Genomic DNA, 12,742 nt, shown 5'->3' with positions numbered 1-12,742 from the left:
TTTGGGTTGGATCGGCGTGGCTGCCGGTTTCGATGACTGGAAGATGGCACTCTTCCTTCGTTCGGATTAGTCTCCTAAATGCGGAGCTCGAATTCGGAAAAGCCGAACGATGATGAAGATTGAAGGGATTGCGGCTTTTGTCGCCGTGGTGGAGGCCGGATCGGTGAGCGAGGCCGCCCGGCGGCTACGCCTGTCCAAGTCGGTTGTCAGCGAAAGGCTGGCGGAACTGGAGAAGACACTGGGCGCCATGCTCGTCCACCGCACCACGCGCAAGCTGACACTGACGGAAGATGGAGCAGCCTTTTTGGAGCGCGCCGGGCGCATTGTCCGCGAGATGGAAGACGCTGCGGCCGATATGGCGGAGCGCCGAGGCACGCTTTCTGGGCCACTGCGCATCGCGGCCCCCGTCAGCTTCGGCCGCCTGCATCTCGGTCCGGCCCTCTATCCGTTTTTGAAGGCGCATCCGCAGATCGCGCTGACGCTCGATATGGATGACAGACGCGTGGATCCGGCCTCGGATGGCTATGATGCCATCATCCGCCACGGCGCTATCGCCGATACGAGGCTGGTCGCCTGGAAGCTCGCCCGTAGCCGCCGGCTGCTCGTCGCCTCGCCCGAGTACATCGAGCGTCACGGCAAACCCGGCTCGCTGTCCGATCTCAACGATCATCGCGGTGTCTTCTATACGAACCGCGGTGCCGCGGACTGGCGCTTCCAGACGGAGGATGGCACCGTCGTTATCCGAGCGATGCTGGGTCTCGGCATCAACAATGGCGACATGCTGCATGATGCCGCGATCGAGGGCCTCGGCATCGCGCTGTTGCCAACCTTTATCGCCGGTCCGACAATTCGGGACGGTCGGCTGATAGAGATTGATGTCGGCGCCAAGCCCGAACCGGAATTCATCTATATGGCCCATCCCGAAGGCCGAAACCCCTCGGCCAAACTGCGCGCCATCGCAGATCATTTGAAAAAGACCTTCGGTGATCCGCCCTATTGGGATCCGGATTTCTAATTCAGAAGGCTCATCAGGTTTTCGGTTACGGGAGATCGCTGGCTACGCAGCACGGCAAGTGCCAGCCGTGCCACAGCGGGCGGTCCGTCGATCGGCCGGTAGGCAACGCCGGCAAGTTTGATCTGCGAAATCGAGGCCGGCACGATAGAGACGCCGAGATCGGCCGCGACGAGATTGACGACCGAGGAGATTTGCGGTGCCTCCTGCGCCACCATCAGTTCGAAGCCCGCCTCGCGGCAGGCGCGCACCACATCGTCATAAAGGCTGAGACCGACCAGCCGCGGGAAGAGGATGAAAGACTCTTTTGCCAGCAAGGCAAGCGGCAACGTCTTCTGCTTTGCCAAGGGATGGTTTGCCGGTAGGGCGACGACCATCGGTTCGTCCGGTAAGCGCTTCAGCCTGACGCCATTGGGATCGTCGAGGCCCGGTCGCATGAAGGCCGCATCCAGTTCGCCGCGTTCGAGCTTCTGCATCAGGCCGAGCGTGTTCATCTCCGTCAGTGAAAGCTGCACGTCCGGCCAGCGGGCCTGAAAACGGCGGATCGTCGTGCTGACAATGGGGTTGAAAGCGGAAGAGGCGGTGAAGCCGAGCGACAGCCGGCCGGTCTCGCCGCGATTGGCGCTCTGCGCCGCCAAACGCGCCTTTTCAGCCGCTGCCAGCGAGGCCTTTGCTTCCGGCAGGAAGGCGGCGCCAGCCGCCGTCAACTCCGCACCATGCGGCACGCGATGGAAGAGCATCGCGCCGATTTCCGTTTCGAGATCGCGGATTTGCTGGCTGAGCGGTGGCTGGCCGATGCCAAGGCGTGCGGCTGCCCGCGTGAAATTACCCTCCTCAGCCACCGCCAGAAAATACCTCAGATGCCGCAGTTCCATCGCTATCTCCAAAACATATCAAGATCGTCTATTTCATATATTGGACAAATGGAGGCGGTCTGACTAGATCGGAGACAGGAAGGAATTGATATGTCCGACTCTGCAATCCAAGACGTTGCCGGCCTGCAAACGGCCGATGAAGACCGTCAGAAACTCTATCTGACACGCGGTACCGGCGCCTATCGCCGCGCCAGCCTGGCTCTCTTCCTCTCAGGCTTCGCTACCTTCTCGCTGCTATATTGCGTGCAGCCGCTGCTGCCGATCTTCGCTCAGGAATTTTCCGTCAGCCCGGCCGAGAGTTCGCTGGCTTTGTCGCTCTCGACCGGATTCCTGGCGATCGCGATCGTCTGTGCCGCTGCCGTCTCGGAAGGGCTTGGTCGTCGCAGCCTCATGTCGATCTCGCTGGTTGGCGCAGCCGTGCTGACGATCGCCACCGCCTTTGCGCCCGACTGGCATCTCATGCTGGTCATCCGCGCCCTGCAGGGCTTCGTGCTCGGCGGTGTTCCGGCCGTCGCCATGGCCTATCTCGCGGAGGAAATAGATCCGCGCGGCCTTGGCGCCACCATGGGCCTTTATGTCGGCGGTACGGCCTTCGGCGGCATGTCGGGGCGCGTGCTGACGGGCATCTTCGCCGAATATCTTTCCTGGCGACCGGCTCTGTTCCTGATCGGCGCCATCGGCCTTGCCGCGGCGATCGGCTTCATCGCTCTACTGCCGCCGTCACGCAATTTCGTGCGTCGTGCAGGCTTCGATCCGCAGTTCCATCTGAAGGCCTGGCTCGGACATCTCGGCAATCCGGCTCTGCCCTTCATCTTCGCCATCGCCTTCTTCGCGATGGGTTCCTTCGTGRCGATATACAACTATGCCGGCTTCCGTCTCGTAGCGCCTCCCTACGACTTGAACCAGACCGAGCTCGGCCTGATCTTTACCGTTTATCTTTTTGGGATCGGCGCATCGTCGGTCGGCGGCATCCTTGGCGACCGGCTCGGTCATTTCAACGTTCTTCTGACGGGCATCGGCATCACCGCAGCCGGCTGCGCGCTGACGCTTTCAGCCTCTCTGCCGCTCATTGTCCTCGGCATCATCATCCTGACGAGCGGCTTCTTCACGACGCATTCGGTGGCGAGTGGTCTGGTCGGCAAACTTGCGGTCGGTACGAAAGGCCACGCCTCCTCGCTTTATATGCTCGCCTATTACATCGGCTCCAGCATCATGGGCTCGGCCGGAGGCTGGTTCTGGTCGATGGAGGGATGGGCGGCGATCGTGGTCTTCACGCTGGTCATGATGGCATTCGCGTTTCTGTCGGCACTCGCGGCACGCCAGCTCGCCCGGCGCCCGTCTTGACTTCCGATCCGTAGTGACTAATTTAACTAACAGGTTAAATACGAGTCGGAGGATCATCGTGAAGAAAACCTACCATGGAAGCTGCCATTGCGGCGCCATTGCCTATGAGGCCGGGCTTGACCTTTCGGCCGGTACCTTCAAGTGCAATTGCTCGATCTGCCGCAAGAAGCGCAGCTGGCTGGCGATCGTGCAGCCGGCCGATTTCCGTCTGGTGTCAGGCCGCGATCATTTGCGTGAATACCTCTTTGGCTCCGGGTCGATCCATCATCTCTTCTGTGAGACCTGTGGCGTGGCTTCCTTCGCCCGCAACGACAACGAAACGATCGGCCCCTTCATCGCCGTTGCAGTCAACTGCCTCGATGATGCGGGTGCCGAAGAGCTTGCCGCGGCACCCATTGCCTATTTTGATGGCCTGCATGACCGCTACGACGCCGAGCCCGCGGAAAAGCGGCTTCTCTGACAACGGCTTTCAGCCGAGCCGGATATAGGGCACATCCTTCTTCGCCACCTCGTCCAGCGCCTCGTCATAACCGGCGTCGGCGTAGCGCATGACGCCGAGCGCCGTATCGTTGGTAAGCGCATGGTCGAGGCGTTCGTCGGCGGCTTCCGAGCCGTCGGCAACGACGGTGACGCCGCAGCTCGTCATGTAGCCGGCATAGCCGCCGCCGCCCGAATGGACGACGACTAGGTCGGCCATTGACGAGCAGAGCATCATCGCATCGATGAGCGGCCAGTCGGCGATGGCGTCAGAACCATCCTTCATGCGCTCGGTCATGATGTTCGGATGCGCCATGGCGCCGGCATCGAGATGGTCTCGCGAGAAGGCGACAGGCCCCTTGAGCTCGCCATTCGCGACGAGTTCGTTGACGCGCCGCGCCAGCGCCGTGCGTTCGCCATGACCCAGCCACGCGATGCGCGCCGGCAGCCCCTCGAACGGAATGTGCTCACGCGCCAGCCGAATCCAGTTGGTGATGATCTTGTTGTCGGGGAACATCTCCAGCAGCAGGTCGTCGATTCTGGCGATATCGCTCTCCTCGCCCGACAGCGCCATCCACCGGAACGGGCCGATCGCGCGGGCAAAGAGCGGCCGCAAGTAGGCTTCGGTGAAGATCGGAATGTCGAAGGCATTGGCAACGCCTCCCTCGCGGGCTTGCGTGCGGATAAGGTTACCGTTGTCGAAGACTTCCGATCCGCGCTTCTGGAATTCCAGCATCGCGGTGACATGCTCGACAATCGAGGCGCGGCTGGCGGCCATGAGCTGGCCCTGGCCGTCGTCGCGCAGTCCCTTCACCTGATCGAGGCTCATGCCCTTCGGCACATAGCCGTAGACGAGGTCATGCGCCGAGGTCTGGTCGGTGACGATATCGGGCACGATGCCGCGCCGGGCAATTTCCGGATAAACTTCTGCCGCATTGCCGACGAGACCGACGGAAAGCGCACGCTTTTCCTTGACCGCCGCATCGATCATCGAAAGCGCGCTATCGAGATCGGGTGCGATTTCCTGCAGGTAGCCGATCTGCTGGCGCTTGTGGGCGCGTTCCGCATCGATATCGACGCAGAGGATGGCAGCCCCCGCCATGCGACCGGCAAGCGGCTGCGCCCCACCCATGCCGCCAAGCCCTGCCGTCAGTACGAAGCGCCCATGAAGATCGMCACCGAAGCGGCGCTCGGCAATGCGCATGAAAATCTCATAGGTGCCCTGAATGACGCCCTGGCTGCCGATATATTGCCAGGCGCCGGCCGTTAGCCCGCCCCAGCAGATCAGGCCCTTGCGCTGCAGTTCGTAGAAGACTTCGGCTTTCGCCCACTGGCCGACGATATTGCAGTTCGCCATGATGACGAGCGGCGCCTTGGCGTGGGTCTTCACGAGGCCGATCGGCTTGCCGGACTGGATCAGCAATGTCTGGTCCTCGTCCATTTCGGTCAGCGCCTTGACGATGCCCCGATGTGCCGGCCAGTTGCGGGCGGCCTTGCCGAGCGCGGCATAAACAACGAGATTATCCGGATCTTCGCCGACCGAGAGCACGTTTTCCAAGAGCCGCAGGAGCGCTTCCTGCCGCCAGCCCTTGGCGCGCAGCTCCGGCCCGCCGGGGATCGGAAATTTCGGATGGCGTGGATTGGCCTTGGGCATCTTGGGTTCCTCGTCTTTTGTCGCCGGCGCCTGAAGCACCTGTTCATTCACTTCGCTGGAATCGGTTCCACAAAGGCAAGCGCCGCATCGATAAGGCGCCGCCGCATGGCATCGTCGCCATAGACATCGGCATTGGCTCGCACCCAGCCATGCATGATCCGCTCGCCCGACAGCATCTGGATTATGCCGGGCAGGGCCAGCGCCCAGCCATCTTTGCCCTTGCCGAGACGGAGAAGCATGCCGTCATGGCGCGCGCAGCAGAGCAGGTTGCCATTGAGCATAAACGCCCAGCCGCCGAACATGGATTTCTCGCTCAGGCCCGGCCGGTCGCCGAGCTCATCGCGCATCAGTTCTTCGAGACCAGGGTCGCGCGCCATAGCTCAAGCCCTCGTCTCCAGCGCATAACGGGCTATCTCGATGCCCATCGCCTTTTCRACGGGCGGATAGACGGTCGGATCGAGCACGCTGGCCGAGAGCGGAATGATGTCCTTCGGCACATGCAGGATGAAGACATGCATGCCGCCCTTGAGCTGGCCGACGGAGAGCGGCACGCCCTCCTCGGAGAGCGTGGTGATGACGGCCGGGAAGGTCGCGACACGCGTGCCGTTGGCATCATCGACAGCCATATATTCGTTCATCACGTGCAGGGTGACAGCCTTGTCGCCGGCGCCGACCGTGATCGTACCGATGTCAAAGGCTTCCTTGGTATAGACGACATCCTTCTTGGTGATCGTACCCTCGGCCAGGATATGGCCGCCCGTCGTCTTGCAGATCGCGTCGATGATCGCCGATCCACCTCTCTTTTCGGCTTCGATGATTGCTTCGCCGAGCTTCAGTGCCATCGAGATGCCGCCAAGCGCAGCATTCTTGCGCACATAGGAAGCACGCAACGGATTGCGGCAGCTGGCGATGAAGCCGCCGGACTGGTCCGCGGCTGCCCGCAGCACCGGCGAGATCTTCGCCGTTGCGCCTTTGACGACCAGCTCGATGTAGCGGTTTTCAGCGCGGTTGCCGCCAACGGCGGTCTGGATCATCTGCTCCGGCGAACCCGCCATGCCGATCGAGCCCATATCGCCGGTCGGATGGGCGCGGATATCGCCGACCGCGTCGACGACCTTGGTTCCGAGAATGGCGGAAGGCAGCCAGCCGTTCAGCGTCGAGGATTTGCCGTTCTGGCCGATGATCAGGCCGGACAGTTTCTCGCCAAGGGCCTCCTGCAGAAGCTGAACGGATTTCACGTAATCGATGCCCTGCATCTCCCAGGGCGTGGTGGAGGCCGGCGCGCCGATTGCCGCTGCCGTGGCGATCCAGTCACTGTCGCCGAGTTCTTCGACGGAGACGAGCTCAGGTTTGCCGACATTGACGGCAGCATAACCGAGCATGCGGCCGTGATCGGCCCAGCCGCCGCCACCGGCAGCGTAGACGGAACCGCCTTTGACGGCGGCTTCCACATCCTTCTCAACCAGTATGCGTCCCATCGCCCATCTCCTTGATCACGTTCTGGTCCATCTCAAGCACCGCTTCAAAAAGTACGGCGGCGCCGAGCGCTATGTCGTCATTTTCAGCCCATTCATCCGGCGAGTGGCTGCGGCCTTCCTTGCAGGGCACGAAGATCATCGCAGCCGGTGCGACACGCGCGATCCAGGCTGTGTCGTGGCCGGCCCCGGAAGCCATGCGCCGGTGTTTGGCGCCAACCGTCTCGCAGGCCCGCTCCAGCTTGGAGAGCAGGCCCTTGTCGCTCGGTGTCGGAAGATTGTCGGAAATGCGGTTTGGCGGCGCGATTGTCACGCCAAAGGCGAAGGCGAGCCTTTCGGCGTGGCCGGTGAGCCAATGGCAGAAGGCCTCCATGTCGTCGCGGATTTCGGCACGCCCGTCGACCAGCAGAACGACACGCGACGGCACGACATTGGCGGCATTCGGCTCGATCCGGAACTCGCCGACGGTGGCCGCAAAATGGCCTGGCGTCTTGGCAAGCTCGCTTGCCGCATTGCGGATATCGATCACGAGCTGCGCAGCAGCGACCAGCGCATCGGCACGCGAATCCATCGGGGTCGTGCCGGCATGGTCGGCCCGGCCTTCCACGGTGATTTCGATGCGGGTGATGCCCGAAATTGCTGTGACGATACCGATATCCTTGCGCTCGTTTTCAAGCACCGGGCCCTGCTCGATATGCAGTTCCAGAAAGCCGGCGATATCGGGTTTGTTCTCATGGGTCAGGACGCCGGGCGATCCCCCGACCTCGGCAATAGCTTCGGCAAGGTCCCGACCATCGACGCTGCGAGACAGCCACGCCTGCGGCAATTGCCCGGTCATGCCGCGGCTGCCAACGCAGGAAACGCCGAAGATGCTCACTTCCTCAGCCAGGAAGTCGACGATTTCCAGATCATGGTCGAGGTGGATTTCCCGTTCCCGCAGCGACCGCGCAACTTCAAGTGCTGCGGCAACACCGGCAATGCCGTCGAAGCGACCGCCGTCAGGCACCGTATCGGAATGCGAACCGAGCATGATGATGCCGGATCCCGGTTTTAAGCCTTCCCGCCGACCAATCAGATTGCCCGACGCATCGATACGGGTTTCCAGGCCGATCGCACGCATACGCGCCTCAAGATAGGCGCGACCTTCGAGAAAGAGCGGCGAAAAAGCCCGCCGCGTCCAGGGACGATCGGGTTCGGTGATGGCGGAAAGAGCCTCAATATCAGCAGAGATCCGGCCAGGATTGACGGGCAGGTTGCGGCTCATGCGAGCACCTKGCGTGGCAGCGGGCGCACGAAGCGGCCGGAACCGGGTTCGGCCATAACCTTCGCTCCTTCGGTGATTTTCTGTCCGCGCAGCCAGGTGGCTGAAACCGTCCATGGCAGGCGGATACCATTATAGGGGCTCCAGCCGACGACATTGTTGCCGCTCGCAGAAGCGTCATAAACCCTCTCGTTGGGTTCGAGCACGACGATGTCGGCATCCTTGCCTGGCATCAGCGCGCCCTTGATGTGGTCCAAACGGAAATGTTTTGCCGGATTTTCGGCCATCAGCTTTGCCGCCCAGGTCAGGGGAATGCCACGCTCCAGCGCGCCCTTGACGAAGAGCGGCACCATCACCTCCAGGCCTGGAACGCCGGATGCATTCGCCAGCATGTCGGGATTGGTCTTGCGGTTCTCCGACCAGCTCACGTGATCGGTCGACACCAACCAGACATTGCCTTCGGCGACCTTGCGCCACAGCGTTTCGACTTCGGCGCGCGGACGTACCGGCGGATTGATCTTCGCCTTGCCGCCGAGCCGCTGCACATCATTTTCCTCATCGAGCGTGAGGTAGTGGATGCAGCATTCCACAGTCGCCTCGAAGCCATCGCGGCGGTAGGCGCGGGCGATATCATAGCCGCGTCCGAGCGAGCAATGCACGACATGGGAGGGACAGCCGCTATTGGCGCCGGTCTCGAAGATCGTATGCATGGCAAGCAGTTCAGTGATCGGCGGGCGCGACAGGCCATGAGCGCGCCAGTCGGCAATGCCGCTTGCCTTCACCTGCTCCATGTAGGTGCGAACCGCTTCGTCATCCTCGTTATGCACGCCCGCCGTCAGCCCGGTCGGGGCAATCGCCGCAAAGCAGGCGTCGAGCAGCGCAGGCGGGATGCGTGGGAAGCGTTTGGGATCCGTGCCGAAAGTGGAGAATTTGAAGGCGGCGACGCCCGCCTGCACCATTTCGGCGATGCGCGCAGGACCTTCCTCAGGATCGATTGTGCCGTAGAGCGCAAAGTCCACACGTGCCTGCGGGCCGGCGTGATCAAGCTTCTTCTTTACCGCTTCGGCCGAGCAGACGAGATTGCCTTCGTCATAAGGCATATCGACGATAGTGGTCACACCGCCGGCCGCCGCCGAGCGCGTCGACCAGATGAAGTCCTCCTGATCCTTCTGCGACAGCGAATGAACCTGGGCGTCGATAGCGCCCGGCAAGATCAGCGCCTTGCCGAGAAGATGCCGTTCCCTGGCCGCCGGCGGCACGCCGAGGCCGACTTCTGCGATCTTCCCGTCACGAACGGCGACATAACCGCTTTCGAGAATGCGCTCCGGTAGCACCACCGTGCCCTGCAGAACGAGATCGAAATCCATGCCGCGTCTCCCTCGATAGGTCGCAATTCAGATGATGGCCGGTTCCTGCGTCAGCCGCTCCTCGATGCGCTCGAGTGAACCAAGCGCAAAGAAATCGTCGAAGGAAGCGATCGGCACTTGCTCGATCAGCTTCGAAATGAATTCATCCGAGCCGAGTTCTTCCTCGATCGCCTCGACCTCGGCCGAGAGCGGCCGATCGACCGTATAGAAGGCTGCGTGTTTGCGCACGACCCCATAGAGCATGCCCGCAACACCCTTCGGCGTATCGCCGATAATATCGATCGCCTGTGCCGAAAGCAGGGCTTCCAGAGCGGCGAGACGTCTCAGCGCCCGCATCTGCCGGTCGAAACGCTCGATGACGAGCGGCAGGAAAGCTGCCTCGTCTTCAAGGCCGGCTGCAACGACGAGCGACTGCGCCGAAACCGGATTCGACATGGAGAGTACGCGCGAGAAGATTTCCCCCGCAAGCTTGATGATCGGTCCAAAACCGGTGGCAATGCGGCCGGGAGGTACGAGATTGACCGGCAGGCCGCGCCGCTGGCCGTTGCCGAGCAGAACGCAACGGTTGAAGGCATTGCGCGCCGCATGTGCCATGCAGAGTGCGGCCGATTCCAGGAGGATCGTCACGTCGAGCGGCAGGGAACCGCCCGATGTCATCACCCGTCCTTCCACGACGACGGGATTGTCGTCGGAGCGGCCGGTGGCGGCAAGGATCTTATGGCCGGTCGAAAGCAGGTTCTCGATAACCGCACCGAAGACCTGGGCGATCATGCGGAGACTGAGCGCGTCCTGCACGTGGGTGGCGACCGGCCATTCCCATTCGTCCGAGGCATTGCAAAGCCAGGCGCCGATCAGCGCTTCCCGTGCCGTGCCGACATGGCGCACGGCCCGCCAGGGATCACGCGATGCGCCGAGCGCGCCTGACGCCATCATGCCGGTCGCAAGCAGGACGCGGATCGAGGCGGCGGCATTGCGCGTCGTCTCGGCGGCTGCAGCAAAACTGACGGCATTGACGCTGAGTGAGGCGAGGCTGTCGCGCGGCGCCATCTTCACCGGTTCCATGCCGGCTGCCTGGAAGGCTTCGGCGGCCTGCATGCGATTACCGCGATAAATCGCTTCGCCGACCCCGGTCAGCACAGCGCCGATCTGGCCCATCAGGCCGATATCGGCGCAGCCGATCGAGCCGGTGCGACGCACGACTGGAATGACGTCCGCCTTCAGCATCCGCATATAGGCATCGATGAGGTCAGGAGTGCAGCCGACCTGGCCGGTCAGCGCCGTATTGACGCGCATCGCCATGGCATTGCGCACGACATTGCAGGAAAAGGGCGTGCCGGTGCCGAAGTGATGGGCGCGTACGAGGCCAAGATTAAAGGCGTCGAGATCCTCGGGCGACCATTCGACATCCTTCATGGCGCCCACACCCGTGGTCGCGCCGTAGACCGGCATCCCGGTTGCAATGGCATCCTCCACGATCGTGCGCGCAATCTTCACACGCTGCATGCCGATCGCCGAAGCCGAAAGTGCTGCCTTGCCGGAGCCGATCCTCACCATCTCGGCAAAGCTCAGGGGCTGGCCGCTCAGTTCGATTCCGGGACGCTCGTGCTTCATATGCTCATCTCCATGGAGGCGAGACTAAGCGAGCCTCACGTCTGGCGGGATATCCCAAATGCCGAACACATCATGCATTTGTTGGTCCCGGTCAGCTCAGTACCCACGCAATATAGAGAAGTGTGAGCGCAATGATCCAGAGGGCCACTTTGGCGGAGCGGTTGTGGCGTGCTTCCGCCTTGCCGATGGCTTCGGCCGTCTGCTCGTCGAAGCGCAGGCCGTGCTCGCTCATATGCACAAGCTGGTGATGGAATTTCTCGGTCTGGGCGGCGATTTCGGGCGCAGCTTCGGCAAGCTTCACGGCTGCCTTCAGCCCGTCCTTGAGATCGGTGACGATGCGCTTCGGGCCGAGATTGTTCTTGATCCAGTCGCCGACCACTGGCTCGGAGGCCTTCCACATGTTGAAGCGCGGATTGAGCATGCGCGAGACGCCTTCGACGACGACCATCGTCTTCTGCAGCATGACGAGCTCGGGCCGCGTCTGCATGTCGAAGAGTTCGGTCACTTCGAAAAGCAGCGTCAGCAGCTTGCCCATGGAGATCGTCTCGGCCGGCTGTCCATGGATCGGCTCACCGATCGCCCGGATCGCCTGGGCAAAGCTCTCGACATTGTGATGGCCGGGCACGTAACCAGCCTCGAAGTGCACTTCCGCCACCCGGATATAGTCGCGGGTGATGAAGCCGTAGAGGATCTCGGCAAGGAAGCGGCGCTCCTTCTTCCCAAGACGCCCGACAATGCCCATGTCGACAGCGACGATCATGCCGTCGGGATCGACGAAGAGATTGCCCGGATGCATGTCGGCATGGAAGAAACCGTCGCGCAGCGTATGGCGCAGGAAAGACTGGATCAGCGTGTCGGCAAGCTGGTTGAGGTCGTGGCCGGCAGCCCGCAATCCCTCGACGTCAGACATCTTGACACCGTCGATCCATTCCATGGTGATGACGTCGCGGCCCGTTCGCTCCCAGTCCACCTTCGGCACACGGAAGCCTGGATCCTTCTCGGTATTCTCGGCAATCTCCGAAAGAGCGGCTGCCTCGAGACGCAGGTCCATCTCCACCTTGGTGGTTTGTTCCAGCGTCTTTGTGACTTCCACCGGTCGCAGGCGCCGGCTGCCCGGCATGAAGCGTTCCTGCATATGGGCGACGAGGTACATCGCCTCGATATCATGGGCAAACCGCGCCCGGACACCTGGCCGCACAACCTTCACGGCGACCTTCTTGCCTCCCTGCGGCGTATCGACCTCGGCCGGATGCACCTGCGCGATGGAGGCCGCAGCAATCGGATCGCCGAAACTTGCATAGAGGTCTGCGATCGGTCGCCCGAGCGAACCCTCGATATTGGCCTTGGCGGCAGCCGCCGGGAAAAAGGCCATGCGGTCCTGAAGCTGCGACAAGTCGTCGGCAAAATCGACGCCGACGACATCGGGACGCGTCGCGAGGAATTGGCCGATCTTCACATAGGATGGCCCGAGCCGTTCGACGGCTTTCGCCAGCCGGTCGCTGCGCTTTTGGGATTTGCTTCGATTGCGGGCGAAAATACCGACAAAGGACTTCGCCAGGCTGACGGACGGCGGCAGCCCCTCCGAAGGCAGCGCCGAAATGACGCCCTCGCGCACAAGAATCCAACCGACCCTGACGAGCCTGAAATATGCACCGAAAGCACTCAT

Annotated in this window: 11 protein-coding genes; 3 read left to right on the top strand and 8 right to left on the bottom strand. The window is 62.2% G+C overall.

Annotation, left to right across the window (positions count from 1 at the left end; genetic code table 11):
• Nucleotides 1-109: 109 nt before the first annotated feature.
• Nucleotides 110-1,015: a LysR family transcriptional regulator gene (locus AC1DNW_RS10430; protein WP_113307741.1), complete on the top strand. Its 906-nt coding sequence runs from the start codon at nt 110-112 to the stop codon at nt 1,013-1,015.
• On the opposite strand, the gene AC1DNW_RS10425 is transcribed toward AC1DNW_RS10430, so the two are convergent.
• Nucleotides 1,012-1,887, bottom strand: a complete 876-nt coding sequence (locus tag AC1DNW_RS10425) for a LysR family transcriptional regulator (RefSeq protein ID WP_113307742.1) — start codon at nt 1,885-1,887, stop codon at nt 1,012-1,014. The two genes, AC1DNW_RS10430 and AC1DNW_RS10425, sit on opposite strands and share 4 nt — an antisense overlap.
• A 90-nt stretch (nt 1,888-1,977) precedes the next feature.
• On the opposite strand from AC1DNW_RS10425, the gene AC1DNW_RS10420 reads away from it, so the two are divergent.
• Nucleotides 1,978-3,231 (top strand): MFS transporter, encoded by a 1,254-nt coding sequence (locus AC1DNW_RS10420; protein ID WP_477852601.1) that lies wholly within the window; start codon nt 1,978-1,980, stop codon nt 3,229-3,231.
• A gap of 58 nt (nt 3,232-3,289) precedes the next feature.
• Nucleotides 3,290-3,691: a GFA family protein gene (locus tag AC1DNW_RS10415; protein ID WP_113307744.1), complete on the top strand. Its 402-nt coding sequence runs from the start codon at nt 3,290-3,292 to the stop codon at nt 3,689-3,691.
• Nucleotides 3,692-3,700: 9 nt separating this feature from the next.
• Here AC1DNW_RS10415 and AC1DNW_RS10410 read toward each other — a convergent pair whose 3' ends face one another.
• From AC1DNW_RS10410 to ubiB, 7 genes are all read right to left on the bottom strand, one after another.
• Entirely contained in the window at nt 3,701-5,362 is a 1,662-nt protein-coding gene (locus tag AC1DNW_RS10410; RefSeq protein WP_477852599.1) for a urocanate hydratase, read from the bottom strand.
• Nucleotides 5,363-5,409: 47 nt separating this feature from the next.
• A complete protein-coding gene (locus tag AC1DNW_RS10405; RefSeq protein WP_113307745.1) occupies nt 5,410-5,739 on the bottom strand; it encodes a TfoX/Sxy family protein in 330 nt (109 codons plus the stop codon).
• Nucleotides 5,740-5,742: 3 nt separating this feature from the next.
• Entirely contained in the window at nt 5,743-6,840 is a 1,098-nt protein-coding gene (locus tag AC1DNW_RS10400; RefSeq protein WP_113307746.1) for an S-methyl thiohydantoin desulfurase domain-containing protein, read from the bottom strand.
• Nucleotides 6,821-8,101 carry a Zn-dependent hydrolase gene (locus AC1DNW_RS10395; protein ID WP_113298312.1) on the bottom strand — a complete coding sequence of 427 codons (1,281 nt, stop codon included), beginning with the start codon at nt 8,099-8,101 and terminating at the stop codon, nt 6,821-6,823. Before AC1DNW_RS10395 ends, AC1DNW_RS10400 begins: the two co-directional genes overlap by 20 nt.
• Nucleotides 8,098-9,465, bottom strand: a complete 1,368-nt coding sequence (locus tag AC1DNW_RS10390) for a dihydroorotase (RefSeq protein WP_477852596.1) — start codon at nt 9,463-9,465, stop codon at nt 8,098-8,100. Before AC1DNW_RS10390 ends, AC1DNW_RS10395 begins: the two co-directional genes overlap by 4 nt.
• A 27-nt stretch (nt 9,466-9,492) precedes the next feature.
• Nucleotides 9,493-11,076, bottom strand: coding sequence for an aromatic amino acid ammonia-lyase (locus tag AC1DNW_RS10385; protein WP_113307748.1), 1,584 nt, complete (start codon nt 11,074-11,076; stop codon nt 9,493-9,495).
• A gap of 91 nt (nt 11,077-11,167) precedes the next feature.
• A complete protein-coding gene (gene ubiB / locus AC1DNW_RS10380; protein WP_113298315.1) occupies nt 11,168-12,742 on the bottom strand; it encodes a 2-polyprenylphenol 6-hydroxylase in 1,575 nt (524 codons plus the stop codon).

The organism is Rhizobium sp. 05L429 (assembly GCF_056397645.1).
Note: the sequence above shows the minus strand (reverse complement) of the source record. Positions and strands in the feature narration are given on the sequence as shown.

Excerpts from the sequence above, each read along its gene's own strand:
- AC1DNW_RS10430 (WP_113307741.1), top strand. The coding sequence starts at position 110 with ATGATGAAGATTGAAGGGATTGCGGCTTTTGTCGCCGTGGTGGAGGCC.
- AC1DNW_RS10425 (WP_113307742.1), bottom strand. The coding sequence starts at position 1,887 with ATGGAACTGCGGCATCTGAGGTATTTTCTGGCGGTGGCTGAGGAGGGT.
- AC1DNW_RS10405 (WP_113307745.1), bottom strand. The coding sequence starts at position 5,739 with ATGGCGCGCGACCCTGGTCTCGAAGAACTGATGCGCGATGAGCTCGGC.
- AC1DNW_RS10395 (WP_113298312.1), bottom strand. The coding sequence starts at position 8,101 with ATGAGCCGCAACCTGCCCGTCAATCCTGGCCGGATCTCTGCTGATATT.
- AC1DNW_RS10385 (WP_113307748.1), bottom strand. The coding sequence starts at position 11,076 with ATGAAGCACGAGCGTCCCGGAATCGAACTGAGCGGCCAGCCCCTGAGC.
- ubiB (WP_113298315.1), bottom strand. The coding sequence starts at position 12,742 with ATGAGTGCTTTCGGTGCATATTTCAGGCTCGTCAGGGTCGGTTGGATT.